This window comes from Shewanella sp. DAU305 (assembly GCF_026802235.1).
GTDB classification, from domain to species: domain Bacteria; phylum Pseudomonadota; class Gammaproteobacteria; order Enterobacterales; family Shewanellaceae; genus Shewanella; species Shewanella baltica.
Genome location: NZ_CP113808.1, coordinates 2,125,704 through 2,145,607, shown reverse-complemented (window position 1 = coordinate 2,145,607; position 19,904 = coordinate 2,125,704). Strand labels below are relative to the sequence as shown.

Sequence of the window (19,904 nt, the reverse complement as noted above, 5' to 3'; positions counted from 1 at the left end):
TTCAACGATTAAGCTCGCCGACACTGTGACTCAGCAGCAATGTGACTCATAAACACTGTGGCTCAGAAACAGAACGAGCCAATAAGCCACACAAAAAATATTTAGCCGCCAACAATACCCAGCTAGCAAAGACTAATCCCAGATAAACTCGCGAAAATGTTTACGGCAAACGGACTCGTAGCTTTCATTACCGCCAATCGCCACTTGCTCGCCCTCGCGCATCACTTTGCCGTCACCGTCGAGGCGCACCACCATGTTGGCTTTGCGGCCACAATGGCAAATGGTTTTCAGCTCAACCAACTTATCGGCCCACGCTAATAAATAATGACTGCCGCTAAAGAGTTCACCTTGGAAATCGGTTCTTAGGCCATAGCAGAGTACGGGAATATCAATATTATCGACCACATGCGTCAGCTGCTTTACCTGTTCTTTACTCAAAAACTGGCACTCATCCACCAATACACAACTTAATGGCGTGGCTTGATGCACATCGCTAATCATCTGAGTCAGATCATCTTGGCTACTAAAAACCTGTGCTTCGGTTTCAATGCCGATACGCGAAGCCACTTTACCTTTGCCATATCTGTCATCTATGGAGGCTGTCATCACCAAGGTATTCATACCGCGTTCGCGGTAGTTATAGGATGACTGTAATAGGGAAGTGGATTTACCCGCGTTCATCGACGAATAATAAAAATACAATTGAGCCAAGACTTATACCCTTTAAAAAACGTTAACGCTTACGCGTCTGCCACCAGAGCCAAATTGGGCGCTAGTCTAACATTGCGCTTCACATCAGAACACTAGCAGCCACTAAGCTTTTATCATGAAATTCTGCATCGGCGCCGACTTATCCAGCGTTTTACTCCCCCATCGTCGAGTTAAACATCTCCAGCCCACTTTATTTAATGCTCTCCACGATAAAAACCATCACCAGCAGCCAAATGATTAAATTTTGTTAACGCAACCTTAATTTAACCTTAAATACTGTTTTATAAGGAAATAGTGAACAAAGCTAAATTTCAAAAGTGAGATCTACCTCCAAAGTATTAGGTGTTAATGGGGTTGCGCTCAAAAAACAAACATAACGTTAACAGTAGTATTTCATTCGAGACAAAACGTGCTCAATTTAAAAAAAGAAAGTATTCGATAGCTTGCAAATTAAAGCTAACGGTCAAAGCACTAATCTACCCTGCAAACTTTAGTGCTCCACTCCGTCCTTTATGCGCATATTGGATCAAATGGAGATAATGATGAGAATTTTCACCTCTAGAAAACTGGCATACTTAGTGGCTTTAGCACTAACTGGTGCCCTTGTTGGTTGTGGCGATGATGGCAAAGATGGTGTCGATGGCGCACCAGGAACGCCCGGTATTCCGGGAACACCAGGTACGCCTGGCACACCCGGAGAACCTGGAACACCGCCCCCAGTCACTAGCTCAACGCTGACGAACGTCAAAGTGATCAACTACAGCTTTGGCGAAGGCAGTATCAGTTACGAATTTGAAATTACCGATGAGAATAATAATTTAATCAACGGGCTGCAAAACGCTGAGGCTAAAGTCGCGGCGTTAACCGATAAAGGTTTCATCAATAACCGTACCGAAAGTGATCTTAATGGCGTTGCAGACAATGTGCATATTGGTGGCGCGGCAACTCAAGCGACAGAAGGCGCCACACTGACCTCTTTAGGCGACGGTCACTACACTTTTGTGGCCCCAATGTTAGGGGTAAACCCGAGCACTGAAGGTATTGTGTGGTTACGCGTTGGCGGCAATAGCGCAACAGGTATCGCACGTTCAGCCCCCTTAGTTGTCAATAAACCCGAAGGTACTCATTCCACCACAACCGATAGTTGCTATTCGTGTCACGTCGATTACGCAACCAGTCCTCGCCGCCATGCAAGCTATGTTGCAACCGGTATGGACGGTGAAGTCACTTTCGTAGAAGGCTGTTTAGCATGTCACGGCTCAGTGAGTCGCGGCGCTGTCAATGCGGAAGGTTTCTCTGTGGGTGGCTACGCGACTAACACCCTGTCTAAGATTGGCCATGTTAATCACCAAGATTTTACTAAAGACTTTTCAGTACAAAACTGTACATCTTGTCATGTTGAAGCTCCAACTAACATCAACGTAGCAGGACCCGGTTGTATCGATTGCCATGATAGCGGTGGTGTGCCAGGTGTCATCATCCCAAGTAATGGTGCCGATGTCCGTACTATGCATGAAGGTAAGTCAGGTATTACTGAACGCCAAGCTATTCGCGCTAAGTACAAAGTGACATTAGCGGCCCCAGTTAAAGTCGATGATATATCAACGAAAACAGATCACTATGCGCCAACAGGTGCTGCAGCCGCAGTCGCCGCCCCAGGCTGGTGTACAACACTTACTGTAAAGGATGTTGATGGCAATATCTTTAGTATCAAAGATAACTTCAACTACTCAGATCCGCTGGTGTTTGATGCCAAGAAACCGCTGGTCTATGCCAGCGCCTATCTGCACGCCTATGACAATGGCAGTTTAGTGGGCCGCCCAGGAAACCGTACTAACTATTACTATGGTTACAACACCGACGGCACTAAAAATATCTGTCACTTACTGACGGATATCAGCGCAGTGAATGCTAACTATGTTTACTCTGCCCGCGTGACATTCAGTACCGCAGGTTGGATGGAATATGATGGCAATCAACGTTATCAAAGTAATGGCAGCCTAAGAGCGACAGGTTATGACGGTTCTATGGGCGTATCCTTTACCGCCTACTCAGACGTCGTTAACCCAGTCACGACTCAAAAAGTCTCTGGCTTCGAACGTCGTGAGATAGTGAGCGCTAACAGCTGTACTACTTGTCATAACGATGCCACCGCGTTCCACAAAAATGGGGCCTTCGATGACGGCGGTAATGGCTGTATTGCTTGCCATGACAACGGCATGGCGCGGACATCAGCCGCTTTAGGCGCAGGTTTTGGCCCTATGGTTCACAGCTGGCACTGGGGTAATGGCGCTAAAGTCGGTGAGATGAAAGCGGATGGAACTCAAGCGAATGCGGCTAACGGTGCAGGGGCGATCAATCCTGTCACCAGTTGTGTTGCCTGCCATGATAAAGCGATTGATTTAGATAAAATTCCAAATCAATACATTTTAGAACCCGGCAGCAAGATGACCAGCCCTGTTTCTGCAAACTGCTATGCCTGCCATACGATTGATTCTGCGAAAGCGCACATGGTGAGCAACGGTGGTGAGATCAGCGTTCCTAGCGTGGCAGATTGGTTTAAACAACCAACGACTGAATCCTGTGCAGTATGTCATAACACAGGTAGAAGCTCTGGTATTGATAAATACCACAAGTTTACTCGCTAATTAATCATTTCATCATCGCATGATTAAATAGTCAGTAAAAAGCGGTACCTATTTTCCCTGCAAGGAAATCGCCAAAGGAGTCTCATCAACACGGGACTCCTTTTTATTTAGATACAGCCCCATAACAAGCCATTTTCAGTCCCATTTAAGTTACTAACGTTACAGTCCTAAAAAAACAACAATTCAAAGGAAGTCACTCAATTATGCGTAAACGTTTTATTGCCATCGCCATCGGCGCCACGCTCACCGCCGGATTTATGGCAGGTTGTAGCAACACAGAAAGCAAAGCCCCTAACGCCATGTCGGTACAAGTCCAAAACCCCTTGTTTCAAGTCAGTAGTCTGCAATATCAAGCGCCCGACTTTAGCCTCATCAAGAATGAGCATTTTACGCCTGCCCTAGAGCAAGGCATGACCGAGCACTATCAAGAAATCCTCGCGATTGCGAATAATCCCGCAGCGGCGACCTTCGATAACACCATTGTGGCTATGGAGAAAAGTGGCGCTCTGCTCAGCCGTGCATCGAGTGTGTTTTATAATCTAGCGGGTTCGAACAGCAATCCAGAGCTGCGTAAAATTCAAGGTGAAATGGCGCCCAAAATGGCGGCGCACTCGGACAACATCAACTTAAACCCAGCGCTATTTGCCCGTATCGAAGCCATTTATAACGACCGCGCTAATCTAGGTTTAACTCCAGAAGCCGTGCGTTTGGTTGAGATCTATCACCAACGCTTTATCATGGCGGGCGCAAAACTCACCGACGAACAAAAAGTGAAAATTCGCGCATTAAATGAAGAACAATCGACACTGACCAATGAGTTCTCCCAACGTTTACTGCGCTTAACCAAAGAAATCGCCGTGGTCGTGGAGTCTAAGGATGAACTTGCAGGATTAACTGACAGCGATATCACTTCGGCCGCAAACGATGCTAAAGCGGCGGGTCACGATGGCAAGTATCTGATCAACATCACCAACACCACTCGTCAGCCCGTATTGGCGTCACTGGAAAACCGTGAACTGCGCCAACGCATCTGGGAAGCCTCAGCTAACCGTGGCTTAAGTGGTGAAAACGAAACGGCCTCGCTAGTGTCTCGTTTAGCGCAACTGCGCGCTGAGCGCGCCACCCTATTAGGTTACGAAAACTGGGCCAGTTATCGCCTAGCGCCGCAAATGGCCAAAACGCCAGAAGCGGTTTACAGCATGTTTGGCTCTATGGTGCCAGCCGTAGTCGCAAATACAGAGAAAGAAGCGGCCGATATTCAAGCCATGATCGACAAGACTGGCGGCAAATTTGAACTGGCGCCATGGGACTGGGAATTCTACGCCGAGAAAGTCCGCCAAGAAAAATACGCACTCGATGGTAATAGCATTCGCCCATACTTTGAGTTTAACCGCGTCCTCGAAGATGGCGTGTTCTACACACTCAAAGAACTCTATGGCGTCACCCTAACACCTCGCCCAGATTTACCGGTTTATCATCCCGATGTGAAAGCCTACGAAATGTTTGATGCCGATGGCTCAAGCATGGCCATTTTCTACGCCGACTATTTTGCCCGCGAAGGCAAACGTGGCGGCGCTTGGATGAGTTCGTTCGTCGGTCAATCCTTCCTCGAAGGTACTAAACCTGTGGTCGTCAACGTGATGAACATTAAGAAAGCGCCAGAGGGTGAACCTACATTCGTCAGCTATAACGAAGTCACTACTATGTTCCATGAAATGGGCCACGGCACCCACGGCATGTTCTCCAAAGTGACATATCCAAGTCTGGCGGGCACTTCGGTTTCCCGCGACTTTGTCGAATTCCCATCAACCTTCGAAGAAGACTGGGCGGCCCATCCAAAAGTGTTGGCCAACTACGCCAAACACTATGAAACCGGCAAACCGATTCCCGACGAACTGCTGCAAAAACTGCTGAAATCTGGCAGCTTCAACCAAGGCTTTGACACCCTGGAATACATGGCCGCCGCATTAGTGGATATGGAGTGGCATTCATTAAGCCCAGATGCACCACTGCAAGATGTGGCCACCTTTGAAGCCAATGCCCTGAAAAAGCACGGCTTAAACATCAGCGCCGTGCCGCCACGCTATAAATCGACCTACTTTGCCCACGCCTTCCCCGGTGGTTACTCGGCAAGTTATTACGCGTATATGTGGAGTGAGATTTTAGCGGCGGATGCCTTTGCCTATGTGCAAACTCAAGGCGGGCTCAATCGTGAAATCGGCATGAAGTACCGCAAAACCATTCGTGAAGTGGGCAACAGTATTGCGCCAATGGAAGCCTACAAAAACTTCCGCGGACAAGAGCCAACCACACAAGGATTGCTTAAACGCCGCGGGCTAGACCAAGCACTCTAAGCTACAAAAAACCTAAGCGGCAAGTAGCCTAAGTTAAGTACTGATAGCCTTAATGCGATTAGGTTAAAGATAGAGATAGAGCGTTAACCAAAAAAATCAGCCAGCATAATGCTGGCTGATTTATTTGTAGCAGTGGAAAGGCTTCAATTAAGGTTTAGCTAATTGCGCCTTTAGATTTGATTTTTAGCACTATGATGCTAACCACAAACACCACACTACAGGCCACTAAACCAGCCACAACTGACTCAGTAAATCCAAGTACGACATAACCCGTTAAGCTAATAAACGCCGCAATCAATGCATACGGTAGCTGAGTGACCACATGGTCGATATGGTGACAACTCGCGCCCGTAGACGACAAAATCGTAGTATCGGAAATCGGTGAACAGTGATCGCCAAATACCGCGCCCGCCAGCACAGAAGCAAGCATAGGTAGCATCATGCCAGTGTGACTTCCCATCGCCATATCCGCAGCAATCGGCAACATGATACCGAACGTGCCCCAGCTAGTACCGGTTGAGAACGCAGTAATACCCGCTAACACAAACATTAGGGCAGGCAAAAAGGCGAACGGAATATTGCCCGTCGCGAGACTTGCCATAAACTTGCCGGTTTCGAGTTGGCCAATCACGCCTGCGATAGTCCAAGCAAATAACAGGATATAAATCGCTGGCAGCATAGAGCGAGCGCCCTGCACTATGCCTTTGACTATCATTGATTTCTCAACGCCTTGGACTAAATTCAATATCAGCGAAATCGCTAAACCGATTAATGCACCAAAGAAAAGGGATGAACTGACATCGGTTTTCTCAAATGCTGAAATAATATTAAATTCAATCCCTTCAGCGGCAAGTACTTGAGCGCCACTGTTGACCATAAAATACAGGGTCGCAAATACCAATACAGTAATAGGCAAGAATAACCCTAAGATCTTACCGGTTTCGGCCTCAGGTAAATCCGCATTGGCTCCAGGCGGTAATCCCTTTGACTCATCGTATAAATTACCACGTTGGGCATTGAGTTCATGCTCGCGCATTGGCCCAACATCTAATCCCATAAAGACAACGAAAAGTAATAATAACAAGGAGAAAATTGCATAGAAGTTCATTGGGATCATTTGAATAAAAATACTCAAATGGCCAGTATCAGCAAAACCATGGGCCGTTAATATTCCACCAATAAGTGCAATAATATACGCGCCCCAACTTGATACTGGAGAAATAACGCACACAGGTGCCGCAGTAGAATCTAATAAATAAGCTAACTTAGCGCGGGAAATATAATAACGGTCGGTAACAGGTCTAGCGACCGATCCTACGACTAAGCTATTGAAATAGTCGTCAATAAAAACCACACAACCTAAAAACATGGTTAATAATTTAGCGTCACGTTTATTACGTATATGTAAACGAGCCCAATCGGCAAAAGCCCGCGCGCTGCCACTGACAGTAATTAACGCTGTGATCATTCCCAGTACAATTAAGAAACCGAGAATATATAAATTCCACGAATTAAGGCCTTCGCCCGTCCAAAAAAGTCCTTTAACGCCATTAAATACAAATTCACCCGTCGCTACAGGTGAAAATTGATTGAGCAATAAAGCACCAATTAAAATACCTAACCCCAAAGAAAGCAGTACACGGCGAGTTAAGATCGCCAACACAATAGCCACCGCAGGCGGCAGCAAGGAAAGTGCCGAATCGGCATAATTCATAACAGTCATTGATTATTATCTTCGTTAAATACGAATGGAGGGCGACTGAACTGGTGGGGAAAGGCAATAGATACCCAAGGTCACCTGTCCTATCAGTAGCGCTCCATAGTAACTATTTCCAATATCCGTATCGGAAAATACTATGGCAGTGTTGCACCTATTAGGTACAACCCCAGCAGTTGATCGTGATAAATCGAACCACTTCGGCACCAAATCCTTTCGCAATCGATCAACGGAATCACCCTACTGATCACTACTAATATTTGGCGCGCCTCTACTTCTAAGAACGCCCGTACGCGGGCGTGAGGCACATAAAAACATAAGCGGCTTAGCAGATGCTAGCGCAAAGCCACTTAATGTGACCTAGATCACAGTTTAAATCAACCGAGACTTGTGATCAGCTCAGGAACCGCCTCAAATAAATCGGCAACTAAGCCATAATCGGCAACTTGGAAAATAGGCGCTTCCGCGTCTTTGTTAATAGCAACGATAACTTTTGCGTCTTTCATGCCCGCTAAATGTTGAATCGCGCCAGAAATCCCCACGGCAATATACAAGTTAGGCGCAACAATTTTTCCGGTTTGACCGACTTGTAAATCGTTAGGCACAAAGCCAGCGTCAACTGCCGCGCGTGATGCGCCAACCGCAGCACCAAGCTTGTCAGCAAGTTGTTCTAACATGCCGAAGTTTTCACCACTGCCCATACCACGGCCGCCAGAAACAATAATGCCAGCATTACCTAACTCTGGACGGGCTGATACCGTCAAAGATTGAGAAACAAACTGAGTTCTCGCTTCAAACACTTTATCGAGTGTCGTCACAGCCGCGCTGTTACCTTCTGGCGCAGCATCAAAAGCACTGGCGCGTACTGTCATAACTTTGATGGCATCATGGCTTTGCACTGTCGCTAAGGCGTTACCCGCATACACAGGGCGCACAAAAGTGTCAGCATTGACGACGGTAATGACTTCAGATATTTGCGCAACATCTAATAATGCTGCCACACGCGGAAGCGTGTCCTTACCTAAGCTCGAAGCAGAAGCCAGAATGTGGCCATAGTTTGGCGCTAAGTCCACCAGCAATTTGGCAAAATTTTCCGCTAAATGCGCTTCATACACGCTGGCATCGGCAACGAGCACTTGGCTAACGCCTTGTAGTGCCTGTGCAGCTTGGACAACCGCGCCACATTGGTGACCCGCAACCAGTACATGCACTTCATCGCCAATGGCGCGAGCGGCAGTGACGATTTTTGCCGTATCGAGTTTCAGTGCGGCATTATCATGTTCAGCTAATACTAAAATGGCCATTTAGATCACCTTCGCTTCATTTTTTAACTTTTCAACTAGCTCAGCTACCGACGCTACCATAATGCCTGCTTTACGTTCTGCTGGCGGAGTGACCTTCACAACCGTTTGGTGACTCTTTAACGTCACGCCCAAGTCAGCCACTGTAAAGACTTCTAATGGCTTACGCTTGGCTTTCATAATGTTAGGCAGTGAAGCATAACGAGGTTCGTTCAAACGTAGATCGGCAGTCACGACTGCAGGTAGCGGCATAAGTAAGGTTTGCATACCACCGTCAACTTCGCGAGCGACTTGCACAGATTGACCTTCCAATTTGATTTCAGAAGCAAAGGTCGCCTGTGGCATATCCATCAGCGCCGCGAACATTTGACCAGTTTGGTTGTTATCACCATCGATAGATTGCTTACCAAAAATCACCAGTTCGGCTTGTTCTTTGTCTTGTACCGCTTTGAGCAATTTGGCGATAGATACTGGCACCAGTTCTTCTTCAGTATCGATATGAATCGCACGGTCTGCGCCTAATGCGAGCGCGGTACGTAATTGTTCTTGCACGGCTTTATTACCAATACTGACAACAACCACTTCAGTAGCGCTACCCGCTTCTTTTAAACGAACCGCTTCTTCTACTGCGATTTCACAAAAAGGGTTCAACGCCATTTTTAGGTTTGCAGTGTCAACACTTGTATTGTCAGATTTGACCCTGACCTTCACATTGGCATCAACAACGCGCTTAACGGGCACCAATACTTTCATAGGGTTTCCTTCCTACACTTTCATGTACATGGACAAAACATTGGTTAATACCAATGCAGGATAGAGCAACTTTACGTCCTGTTAACGTTAACGTCAACCAAAGTCAAACGCCTGTTTGCATTTTTTAATCCGCGCAACGGCTACTTTTTTGGACACTTATTTGAGTAAATAAGAAAAGTTCAAAATATAAATAATATTTAATTTACTTAAAACGCATAATTTTATTTGATTCGAGCTATATTAGTTTCTATCATTTAGGTGTTGTTCACCATTATCCTGTATTAAAAATTAGAGTGGGACGAAAATAGATATGAGCGAATTTTTAGAGATATTAACTCACGGCCGTCGTTTTAAAGCAGCAGTTAAAGAACTTAGCGTTGAAGAGTTACGTGATTTAGCCGACAAATTAGATAAAATTTTAGTAGAACGCGAGTCTATGGCTGAGGAAGAAGAACAAGCCATGGCAGCTCGTAATGCTAAGATTGAAGAAATCCGTCAACAAATGGAAGCCGTTGGTTTATCAATTGATGACTTAGGTGGCGTAGCTGTTAAAGCAACCGCGAAAAAACGCGCTCCTCGTCCAGCTAAATACCAAATCGAAGTTGACGGTGAAATGGTTCAATGGACTGGCCAAGGCCGTATGCCAACCGTATTTAAGAACGAGATCAACAAAGGTCGTTCTATGGAAGATTTCTTAATCTAATCCAATTCGGTGTGGCGGTTCGAGTAACCAACACACATTTGCATAAAAGCTCGCATTCATTGCGGGCTTTTTTATATCCATTATTGGCTGCAATCTAAAACGACAAGCGTAAATCCCACGCCTCATTCCCGCTCAAATTGCGTTACAATTCAACCTTAGTATTTACATCTGCTTTCAGTTACTCTTTATTCACCCTCACTCGATTGAATAAAATAATGCAGATAAACAATAAGATAATTATAAGCTGCAGCATAATCGCTAGCTTAGTCTCACAGACCACATATGCCCAAATCAAGACAGGGACAACCTCCAATAAACTCACGGCTTTTACCCATGCTGAATTAATGATTGAGCCGGGTAAGCGTTTAAGCGATGCCACTTTATTGGTTGAAAATAATCGAATTAAAGCCATTATTGAGCACGGTGACATTCCCGCTGGCGCATTTAAAATCGATTTGAGTGGCTATACTATTTATCCTGGATTTATCGATCCTTTCACCGATTATGGGATTGAGTTCGAATATCCAAAACTTGGGCTCACTCGTCCTGTCTATGATATTAAACGTATCGGTGGCAATGCAGACAATGGTGCAATTCATTCTGAAAAAGAATGGTTTAATTACGTTTATCCCAATAAAGAACGCGCTAAAGAGTGGATCAATAATGGCTTTACGAGTGTGCAAAGTAGCAAACTCGACGGAATCTTCCGAGGGACGGGTGTTAGCCTGTCATTAGCAGACAAAACCGCCAACGAAGTGATTTATCGTGCCCGCAGTCAACCTTTTATGGCATTTGATAAAGGCTCATCTGAACAAGATTATCCGTCATCATTAATGGGCAGTATTGCACTTATTAGACAAACCTTTGCCGACGCCAATTGGTATAACCAAAATAAAAACAAATCGGCCAATGGTGCAATAAACAATCAAGTCGAATTTAATATCGCCTTTGAGCGCTTAGATAATTTAGCCGATAAGCAAATTATCTTTGAAACCAGAAATCTCAACGATCAATTGCGCGCCGCCCATTTACTCAAAGAATATAAACTGTCAGCCAATCTACTCGGTAATGGTCAAGAATACTCGCGCATCAATGAGTTAAAGGCGCTGAACTACCCGTTAATCTTGCCTTTAAACTATCCGCAGGCGCCTGATGTCGGGACAGATGATGCCGATCGCGAAGTGTCACTGGCGGATTTAAGACAGTGGGAACGTGCGCCAACCAATCCAGCAGAAGTTGCCAAAGCAGGTATTCCCTTCGCGCTAACGCAGTTTGGTATTAAGACGGATGCCTTTTGGCCGCGACTGCGCCAAGCAGTTGCACAAGGTTTAACTGAAGAGCAAGCCTTAGCCGCACTGACCACCCAAGCCGCCGAGATGACAGGCACCGCAGATTTTACCGGCAAACTCGCACCCGGTTACATGGCAGACTTTGTAGTCACTAAGGGCAATATCTTTAAAGAGGGCCAGATCTACAGTGTTTGGTTGCAAGGTCAGCAGCAAAGCCTTCGCTCACTGCCCCAAGCAAGATTACTGGGCGATTATCAATTAAGCCTCAATAACCTCACGCTGGATTTATCGCTGCAAGATGTGAGCAAAGGTGATAAACCCAAAATCCAAGGCAGCTTAAGCAGTGGCGAACAAAGTATCGCGCTCACCCAACTTAAGTTAGATGATGACGGTCGATTAAGCTTTACTGCCGATTTGAGCGCCGCGGGCATCAATGGCCTTAGCCGCTTTACCCTGTGGATGGCCGATGACGGTATTCAAGGTCGAATAGTCGATGCTAAGAGTCGCACCACAAATGTTGCCGGTATCGCGATAGCGCAAACTGCAGCGGTTAATAGTGCTGACCAAGAAAGCAATCAAGCGACCAAAGAGGAAGCCAACACGAGTCTAGTGAGTCACCTCACCTTCCCTAACGTCGCTTACGGACTGAGCGAAGCACCTAAGGTTGAGAAGCTGCACATCAAAAATGCCACCCTGTGGACCTCGGATAAGCAAGGCATTCTTGAACATGCTGATCTCTTGATGGCCAATGGCCGCATCGAAAAAATTGGCCAGCAACTCAGTACGCCTTCTGGCTATCAAGTACTCGATGCAACGGGTAAACATCTTACTGCGGGCATTATTGATGAACACTCGCATATCGCCATTAATGGTGGCACCAACGAAGGCACTGATGCCGTAACCTCTGAGGTACGGATTGGTGATGTGATTAATCCCGACGATATTTCACTCTATCGCGCCTTAGCGGGCGGCGTCACTAGCGCACAAATTCTGCACGGCAGCGCCAATCCTATTGGCGGCCAATCGCAACTCATCAAAATGAAATGGGGCGAAACGGCCGAGCAACTTAAATTTGCTAACGCGCCAGCCAGTATCAAGTTTGCTTTAGGTGAAAACGTTAAGCAGAGCAACTGGGGAGAGAAATTTGTGCAACGCTTCCCGCAAACACGTATGGGAGTAAAAGCCTTATTTGAAGAGACCTTCGATGCCGCCATCGCCTATGAGAATGCGTTAAAAGCCTATGATGACCTGCGCTCCAGCGATAAGAAAAAAACCGTCGCACCGCGCCCAAGTTATCGCCTGCAGGCGGTGGCCGAAGTATTAAATCAGCAACGTGATGTGCACATTCATTCTTACGTGCAGTCAGAAATCCTGATGTTTATCCGCCTAGCCGAGGCCTATCACTTTAAAGTGCAAACCTTTACCCATGTGCTCGAAGGTTACAAAGTAGCGAGTGAACTGGCCGCCCATGGCGCTGGCGCCTCGACCTTTGCCGATTGGTGGGCCTATAAGTTTGAGGTGTACGACGCGATTCCGCAAAACGCTTGCCTGATGCAAAACAAAGGCGTGACCACCAGCATAAACTCAGACGACTATGAAATGCAGCGCAGACTCAACCAAGAAGCGGCTAAGTCTATGATGTATTGCAATATGTCGAAGGAAGATGCTTGGAACATGGTCACCATCAATCCAGCCAAGCAATTAAGAGTCGATGAATTTGTTGGTTCACTCACCCCAGGCAAAATGGCCGATATCGTACTGTGGAACGCAGAGCCTCTGTCGATTTATGCCAAAGTGACGCAGGCATGGGTTGAAGGAAAACGCTACTTTGACCGCGACCAAGACCAAGTCGCCCAGCTCGCCGTAGTCAACGAGCGCGCCGCACTGATCCAAAAAATTCTCAGCAGTGATGAGCAAGCCAAAGCGGGTGAAAAAGTCACGCCACTTAACGAGCCACAGTGGCACTGCGACACCCACTATCAGGCATGGGGCCACACTCATGAGGGAGCCAAATAATGCAACATTCATCTAAACCCGTTTTGTTTGCGGCGCTACTGGGCGCGATTTGCACCACGCTGGCCCCAGTTATGGCCAGCGATATCGTGCCTACACCTAAACAAATCCGCAGCGTACTGATAAAAAACGCCACAGTGCACACAGTCAGTCAAGGCGTGCTCAGCAACACTGATGTCTTGATTGAAAATGGCAAGATCACGGCCGTTGGACCTCAACTCACCAGCCAAACCAACAGTGCAACCGCAGAAACCAGTGACACTCAAGTCGTCGATGCCAGCGGTAAACACTTGTATCCGGGCTTAATCGCCCTAGATACCAGTTTAGGCTTAGTTGAAATTGAAATGAGCCGCCCCACGGTTGATAACGCCGAGGTGGGTTATATCAATCCGCAGATCAGCACAGCCACGGCTTACAATCCAGATTCTGAGCTCATCCCGACCATACGTTTCAACGGCATTACCCACGCACAAATCGTCCCGAGCGGCGATGGTATTGCTGGGCAATCGGTACTGGTGAATCTTGATGCGTGGACGATTGAGGATGCGCTGACCCCCAGTGCTGGGCAGTTCCATGTCTATTGGCCGCAAATCAAACGCATGCCAGAAGATGAAAAAAGAAAGCCAAAGCCATCGAGAAAAATCAGCAAGCGATCGATCAGCTCAATATCGCCTTTGAGGATGGCTATCGCTATTTCTTAAGTGATAAAGCCAATGGCAAAAATAAAACCAAGGATGAAGACCCACAGTCCGCGACCAACAACCTTCGCTGGCAGGCCATGTTGCCGCTATACCAAGGTAAAGCGACACTGTTTGCCCATGCCGACAGTGTTGGCCAAATTGAGCAAGTGATTGCCCTGACGAAAAAATACCAATTCAAATTGGTGATTGTCGGCGGATACGATGCATGGCGATTGGCCTCAAGCCTGAGGGAAGTTAAGGCTGGGGTCATTTATCCTCATACCTTGAGTCTGCCTAAGCGTAAAGATGAACCAGTGGATTTGCCCTTTAAAATCCCCTCCTTGCTCGCTAATGCAGGGATTCCCTTCGCCCTTGGGTTCTCATCGGACTGGAATAGCCGTAACTTACCCTATGCAGCAGGTTATAGCGCCGCCTATGGTTTAACGCCTGAGCAAGCGCTTAAGTCGATCACCTTAGATGCAGCAAAACTGTTAGGTGTCGAGGATTTAGGGGCGATTGCCGTGGGATACCAAGGCAGTGTTGTACTGTCCGAGGGGGACATTCTCGACCCTATGACCAATAAGATAGAGGCTATCTGGATTGAAGGACGGCAGATAGATCTGAATAATCGCCATCAGCAGCTTTATCAAAAGTACCTTAAGCGGTAGAATTTACTCAGATAATAATATCGCATCGGCGCAGCCTACCAAGGCTGCGCAGTTTTCCCCTCAATCTCAGGTCAAACCATGAAAATTATCCTCTCAAGTGCATTAGTGCTACTGCTCAGTGCCTGTGCAAGCGACTACAGTTTTAACAGTAATTTGGACGGTGAGGCGATTAATGACTATTTCAAGGCATCCGATGTCACCCTCTATGAAGGCGATACCTTGCCAAAAGGTCATTATGAATTAAAAGGTTTGGTCCAAGGGGAATCCTGTCAGGCCGATGTCAACAGCGTACCTGCGTCATTAGCCGATGCCAGAACCGAAGCCCGCCGTAATGCCGCAGATAAAGGCGCTAACGGCATTATCATCAAACAATGTGTGATGTTAGATGAAGCCGCCCAAGGTTGTATCAGCCGCGCCCTGTGCGTCGGCCAAGCAGTTAAAACGGCTACCGCAGAGTAAATCCCACGCGAGCAACACACTGCTCGCGATTCGATGATCTAAGATTGCCCGTATCAACCGCTTAATGGCTGATGTTCCATGAGCAAGGATTCATGGCTAACGCTGCATAATTAGCGCTCAAAGATGGGCCTTAATAATGAGCTTAGAATGATGAACTTAGGCGGTTATGATACTTACCCTTTTAGGTAATTTTTTGCATGACATTTACCAACCAAATTGTCGCAGTAGCGACCTGCCGCACCCCCTATAAACAAAAGTTTGGCATCCCAAGACAACCCGGACTCGTTGAGGCTCGCGGCTATGTCGAACTCGAACCCCATGTCAATCATATCGATGCGGTGCGTGGTATCGAGCAATATTCCCATCTGTGGTTACTATTTTGCTTCCATGAGAATCTTGCCCAAGGTTGGAAAACCACAGTCAGGCCACCGCGATTAGGCGGCAATGAAAAACTCGGCGTATTCGCCACTCGCTCCACTTTTCGCCCCAATGGCATTGGTCAGTCTGTGGTGAAACTGCACGGCGTAGTGCAGCGCAAGGGCAAAGTTTGCCTTGAAATTTCCGGTATGGATCTGGTCGATGGCACGCCGATTATCGATATTAAGCCTTACATTCCTTTCTCTGATTCGATTACCGATGCTGTCGGCGGCATTGCTCAAGACGCCCCTAAACTGATTTCAGTGGTGTATTCCGATAATGCCGAGGCACAAATTGAGCGTTATGCCCAGCAGGAAACCTACACAGATTTAGCCGTACTTATCCGCGGAGTCTTGGGTCAAGATCCGCGCCCCGCCTATAAAAAAGCCAAGGATGATCCTAAGTTATATCAAGTCGCCCTCTATGATTTAGATGTGTTCTGGCAAATGGCGGCCGATGAGCATGACCAAGAATACATCTTAGTATTAGAACTCAAACCGGGGAAATGTGGCTAAATGTCTGCGCCAACGCCTAGATCAGAGCCGGCATCTTTGCCTGATTATCAAAGCCAGCATAAAAAGCGTCTCTCTTGGATGCCGTGGCTGTATTTTTCTTTAAAAGAGAAACATTTAGTCTGGGCAAAACCCTGGCAGGATGAGATCCAAGCAAAGCTTTGTGCCCTCGAAACAGTCAACATCGGCGAGCACTGTTTTATTGCACCCGAAGCGCAGTTATTCGCCGAACCCAATCGTGATATCCGCATGGGTAATCGCTGCATGATCGCCGCCGACTGTTTTTTACACGGGCCCATCACGCTAGGGGATGAAGTGGCGATTAATCATGGTTGCTCCTTCGATGGCGGCAGAGTCGGGATTCAGATAGGCAATCAAACCCGCATCGCCAATAATGTCACCCTTTACGCCTTCAACCATGGCATGGCGCCAGATACGCCCATCTATCAACAAGCTGCCAACTCCAAAGGCATTGTTATAGGTAAAGATGTGTGGATTGGCGCTCAGGCCGGCATAGTCGATGGTGTGACAATTGGCGATCACGCTGTGGTGGGTATGGGCAGCATAGTGACGAAAGATGTGCCCGACTGGGCGATAGTGGCAGGCAACCCCGCCAAAGTGATTGGCGATAGACGTGATAAAAGCTAAATCGGCCGGTACAAATCGCATCTTAAATCGCTTTCCTTTGACTCAGTAATCTTCTTAAAAATGCTATTTGTCTCCCAGCTAGTTGAATTTAACCTAAATACGTAGGTGACATCATCAAAGCAGGTGATAAAATGGCGACCATTCAACTCAAATTTGGACATCGGTAATGCGCGTCAGCAAGTACCTGCTATCAACACAGAAAGAAACTCCTGCCAACGCAGAAGTCATTAGTCATCAATTAATGTTACGTGCGGGCATGATCCGTCGTAATGCGTCGGGCCTTTATAGCTATCTCCCCACGGGCTTACGCGTACTGCGTAAAGTCGAAGCCATTGTTCGTGAAGAAATGAACAAAGCCGGTGCAATTGAAATTCTAATGCCTATGGTGCAACCGGCAGACTTGTGGGTAGAAACAGGTCGTTGGGAAAAGTTTGGTCCCGAGCTGCTGCGCTTTAAAGATCGTCATAATCGCGACTTCGTACTGGGCCCAACCCACGAAGAAGTGATCACAGACCTGATCCGTAAAGAAGTCAGCTCATACAAGCAATTACCGCTGAACCTTTACCAAATCCAAACCAAATTCCGTGACGAAGTTCGCCCACGTTTTGGCATGATGCGCTCACGCGAATTCTTGATGAAAGACGCCTACTCTTTCCACCTTGACGTCGATACCATGAATGAAACCTATGAGGCCATGTACAACGCCTATAGCAACATTCTGACGCGCATGGGTTTAGCCTTCCGTCCAGTATTAGCTGACACAGGTTCTATCGGTGGCAGCATGTCACACGAGTTCCACGTTCTGGCGCAAAGCGGTGAAGATTTAATTGCTTACTCAACGGGCAGCGATTACGCGGCTAACATTGAGAAAGCTGAATCACCAGTACCCACTGAGCCTCGCGGCGCAGCCACTGAAGAATTGCGTTTAGTCGATACCCCAAATGCGAAGACCATTACTGAATTGGTTGAGCAGTTTGATCTGGATATCACTAAAACCGTCAAAACCTTGATCGTCGTAGGCGCATCAGAAGCGACGCCGTTAGTGGCACTGATTGTTCGCGGTGACCATGAACTCAATGAAGTCAAAGCCGACAAGTTAGACTTAGTGGCATCACCAGTAGAAATGGCGCCAGAAGCGCTGATCCGTGACGCCATTGGCGCAGGTCCTGGTTCACTTGGCCCTATCGGTCTTAACATCCCTATCGTTATCGATCACAGCGTTAGCGTCATGAGCGATTTTGCTGCTGGTGCGAATGTGGATGACAAACATTATTTTGGTATCAACTGGGAACGTGATCTGCCGACAGCACAAGTTGCCGACATCCGTAACGTAGTCGAAGGCGAGCCAACACCAGATGGTTCAGGCACTTATGCTATGGCACGCGGTATCGAAGTGGGTCATATTTTCCAACTGGGTACTAACTACTCTAAATCGATGAACGCGACTGTACTTGACGAAAACGGCAAGTCACAGGTGTTATTGATGGGTTGTTACGGCGTCGGCGTAAGCCGTATTGTGGCCGCAGCCATCGAGCAAAACTTCGATGACCGTGGCATCATTTGGCCAGAAGCGATTGCGCCATTTAGCGTGGGCATTCTGCCAATGAACATGCATAAGTCGCACCGCGTAACCGATATCGCCGAGCAGTTATATAAAGACTTAAGCGAAGCGGGTATTGACGTGTTACTGGACGATCGTAAAGAGCGCCCAGGCGTGATGTTTGCCGATATGGAACTGATTGGTATCCCACACACAGTGGTGATTGGCGATCGCAATATCGATGCTGGGGTATTTGAATACAAAAACCGCCGCACCGGTGAAAAGCAAGATATTCCATTTGATCAACTGCTCGACTTCCTGAAAAACGCAGTGAAAGGCTAAGCCTCAACGCGAAATCTAGAAAAGTTTAACGATCAAAACGAAACGCACTTAAGCCCAGCTTAAGTGCGTTTTTTTATTGGCTTGTTATTGAACTTTTATTGACCTTCGTCGATCACTCACGACATGACTTTTATCTGTGGCTGTTTATCTTTGTATTTTTGGCACTGTACTTTTGGCAAGGTATTTTGCGCTAACAGGTACTGACTCGGAGCAACGCCCATCAACTGTCTGAACATATATCCAAAGGCTGAACCCGAGGCATAACCTAAAGATAACGCTGTAGTGAGCACTGATTCACCTCGGCTGAGCATTTGAATCGCCACCTGCAACCTAAGCCTTTGCAACCATTGGCTATAACTTAGCCCAGTTTGCTGTTTAAATAATCTCGCTAACGTGCGGGCCGAGGCGCCGACCTCCCGCTGCCAATCCACCAAAGTGCGTTGCTCGCTCGGATCCGCAAGCAAAGCCTCGGTAATGCGCAGTAATTTTTTATCCTTAGGATAAGGTAAATCTAAGGCGACCTTAGGTGCGAGCACCATAAAGTCACGGATCACCATCAAAAGTCGTATAGCGCTATCCTTAAAATCGGGCTCAATCAGCCCAGCCTCACTCCTCATCAAGGCATTAGCCTCTTGCAGTAGCAACTGCAAAACAGGCTTCACATTCAGACAAGTACAGCTGGGTGGAAAACCGCCGATCTGGGTTTCATCCAAATACAGACTGCTCAATTGCACCTGACCTAGCGCGATAACCTCATGATCGACAAAGGGAGGCACCCACACCGCTTGTTCAGGCGGCACTATGTAACGCCCCGCTGGCGTAATCACACTCAACACACCTTGGCTGGCATAAATGACCTGTCCCCAAGAATGACGATGGCGCTGCACATGTTCAAACGGCTTGAGCGTTCGTTTAAGTAACATGATGGACGCGCTTAGCCCTGCGGCGGCTAAACGTGAAGGTGCGACCTGAGTGTACTGAGTGATGTGCTGCTGAGATAAAGGAGTGTCAGTTACTTGATTCAAGGTGTTATCGCCCAAGGTGATTTTTATATCGAAGCTTCTTTTCGTATTATCGAGCCTCTTCCGTATATAAAGCGCCTCTTCGTATAAAAGCACTTTTCTGTGTAGAAGTGTCTTTTTATCTAGA

Annotated in this window: 13 protein-coding genes, 1 pseudogene and 1 riboswitch; of the genes and pseudogenes, 9 read left to right on the top strand and 5 right to left on the bottom strand. The window is 47.2% G+C overall.

Annotation, left to right across the window (positions count from 1 at the left end; genetic code table 11):
• Positions 1 to 132 precede the first annotated feature (132 nt).
• Positions 133 to 711 (bottom strand): thymidine kinase, encoded by a 579-nt coding sequence (locus OX890_RS09145; protein ID WP_006082333.1) that lies wholly within the window; start codon positions 709 to 711, stop codon positions 133 to 135.
• A 542-nt stretch (positions 712 to 1,253) separates the two neighbouring features.
• Here OX890_RS09145 and OX890_RS09140 point away from each other — a divergent pair.
• The gene (locus tag OX890_RS09140) at positions 1,254 to 3,359 is read left to right on the top strand and encodes a multiheme c-type cytochrome (protein WP_011847245.1); all 2,106 of its coding nucleotides are present in this window, start codon (positions 1,254 to 1,256) and stop codon (positions 3,357 to 3,359) included.
• A gap of 203 nt (positions 3,360 to 3,562) precedes the next feature.
• Complete coding sequence (locus OX890_RS09135; protein ID WP_268650476.1) at positions 3,563 to 5,713, top strand: M3 family metallopeptidase; 2,151 nt, start codon at positions 3,563 to 3,565, stop codon at positions 5,711 to 5,713.
• Between the two features lie 154 nt (positions 5,714 to 5,867).
• Here OX890_RS09135 and OX890_RS09130 read toward each other — a convergent pair whose 3' ends face one another.
• The 3 genes from OX890_RS09130 to OX890_RS09120 all read right to left on the bottom strand — a co-directional run bounded on the left by OX890_RS09130 (position 5,868) and on the right by OX890_RS09120 (position 9,484).
• On the bottom strand, positions 5,868 to 7,436 hold the full coding sequence (locus OX890_RS09130) for a Na+/H+ antiporter NhaC family protein (RefSeq protein ID WP_011847247.1): 1,569 nt from the start codon (positions 7,434 to 7,436) through the stop codon (positions 5,868 to 5,870).
• Between the two features lie 79 nt (positions 7,437 to 7,515).
• Positions 7,516 to 7,712: riboswitch (Lysine riboswitch) on the bottom strand.
• Positions 7,713 to 7,807: 95 nt separating this feature from the next.
• The gene (locus OX890_RS09125; protein WP_006085545.1) at positions 7,808 to 8,734 is read right to left on the bottom strand and encodes an electron transfer flavoprotein subunit alpha/FixB family protein; all 927 of its coding nucleotides are present in this window, start codon (positions 8,732 to 8,734) and stop codon (positions 7,808 to 7,810) included.
• Positions 8,735 to 9,484 carry an electron transfer flavoprotein subunit beta/FixA family protein gene (locus OX890_RS09120; protein WP_268650475.1) on the bottom strand — a complete coding sequence of 250 codons (750 nt, stop codon included), beginning with the start codon at positions 9,482 to 9,484 and terminating at the stop codon, positions 8,735 to 8,737. It abuts the gene before it with no gap.
• A 310-nt stretch (positions 9,485 to 9,794) separates the two neighbouring features.
• Between OX890_RS09120 and OX890_RS09115 the strand changes: the two genes are divergently transcribed.
• From OX890_RS09115 to OX890_RS09085, 7 genes and pseudogenes are all read left to right on the top strand, one after another.
• Positions 9,795 to 10,187, top strand: coding sequence for an H-NS histone family protein (locus tag OX890_RS09115; RefSeq protein WP_006082339.1), 393 nt, complete (start codon positions 9,795 to 9,797; stop codon positions 10,185 to 10,187).
• 215 nt (positions 10,188 to 10,402) lie between these two features.
• Positions 10,403 to 13,492, top strand: coding sequence for an amidohydrolase family protein (locus OX890_RS09110; RefSeq protein ID WP_268650474.1), 3,090 nt, complete (start codon positions 10,403 to 10,405; stop codon positions 13,490 to 13,492).
• A pseudogene (locus OX890_RS09105) lies at positions 13,492 to 14,837 on the top strand (amidohydrolase family protein). The gene OX890_RS09110 and the pseudogene OX890_RS09105 overlap by 1 nt, the downstream one beginning before the upstream one ends.
• A gap of 78 nt (positions 14,838 to 14,915) precedes the next feature.
• Positions 14,916 to 15,296 carry an Rcs stress response system protein RcsF gene (gene rcsF / locus OX890_RS09100; RefSeq protein WP_006082342.1) on the top strand — a complete coding sequence of 127 codons (381 nt, stop codon included), beginning with the start codon at positions 14,916 to 14,918 and terminating at the stop codon, positions 15,294 to 15,296.
• 197 nt (positions 15,297 to 15,493) lie between these two features.
• On the top strand, positions 15,494 to 16,228 hold the full coding sequence (gene tsaA, locus OX890_RS09095; RefSeq protein WP_268650473.1) for a tRNA (N6-threonylcarbamoyladenosine(37)-N6)-methyltransferase TrmO: 735 nt from the start codon (positions 15,494 to 15,496) through the stop codon (positions 16,226 to 16,228).
• On the top strand, positions 16,229 to 16,873 hold the full coding sequence (locus OX890_RS09090) for an acyltransferase (RefSeq protein WP_268650472.1): 645 nt from the start codon (positions 16,229 to 16,231) through the stop codon (positions 16,871 to 16,873).
• Between the two features lie 166 nt (positions 16,874 to 17,039).
• Complete coding sequence (locus OX890_RS09085; RefSeq protein ID WP_268650471.1) at positions 17,040 to 18,755, top strand: proline--tRNA ligase; 1,716 nt, start codon at positions 17,040 to 17,042, stop codon at positions 18,753 to 18,755.
• A gap of 116 nt (positions 18,756 to 18,871) precedes the next feature.
• Here OX890_RS09085 and OX890_RS09080 read toward each other — a convergent pair whose 3' ends face one another.
• Entirely contained in the window at positions 18,872 to 19,795 is a 924-nt protein-coding gene (locus tag OX890_RS09080; RefSeq protein WP_310473057.1) for a helix-turn-helix transcriptional regulator, read from the bottom strand.
• Positions 19,796 to 19,904 lie beyond the last annotated feature (109 nt).

Coding starts and splice junctions, on each gene's coding strand:
- rcsF (WP_006082342.1), top strand. CDS start 14,916: ATGAAAATTATCCTCTCAAGTGCATTAGTGCTACTGCTCAGTGCCTGT.
- OX890_RS09130 (WP_011847247.1), bottom strand. CDS start 7,436: ATGACTGTTATGAATTATGCCGATTCGGCACTTTCCTTGCTGCCGCCT.
- OX890_RS09135 (WP_268650476.1), top strand. CDS start 3,563: ATGCGTAAACGTTTTATTGCCATCGCCATCGGCGCCACGCTCACCGCC.
- OX890_RS09090 (WP_268650472.1), top strand. CDS start 16,229: ATGTCTGCGCCAACGCCTAGATCAGAGCCGGCATCTTTGCCTGATTAT.
- tsaA (WP_268650473.1), top strand. CDS start 15,494: ATGACATTTACCAACCAAATTGTCGCAGTAGCGACCTGCCGCACCCCC.
- OX890_RS09085 (WP_268650471.1), top strand. CDS start 17,040: ATGCGCGTCAGCAAGTACCTGCTATCAACACAGAAAGAAACTCCTGCC.
- OX890_RS09125 (WP_006085545.1), bottom strand. CDS start 8,734: ATGGCCATTTTAGTATTAGCTGAACATGATAATGCCGCACTGAAACTC.
- OX890_RS09120 (WP_268650475.1), bottom strand. CDS start 9,484: ATGAAAGTATTGGTGCCCGTTAAGCGCGTTGTTGATGCCAATGTGAAG.
- OX890_RS09140 (WP_011847245.1), top strand. CDS start 1,254: ATGAGAATTTTCACCTCTAGAAAACTGGCATACTTAGTGGCTTTAGCA.
- OX890_RS09110 (WP_268650474.1), top strand. CDS start 10,403: ATGCAGATAAACAATAAGATAATTATAAGCTGCAGCATAATCGCTAGC.
- OX890_RS09115 (WP_006082339.1), top strand. CDS start 9,795: ATGAGCGAATTTTTAGAGATATTAACTCACGGCCGTCGTTTTAAAGCA.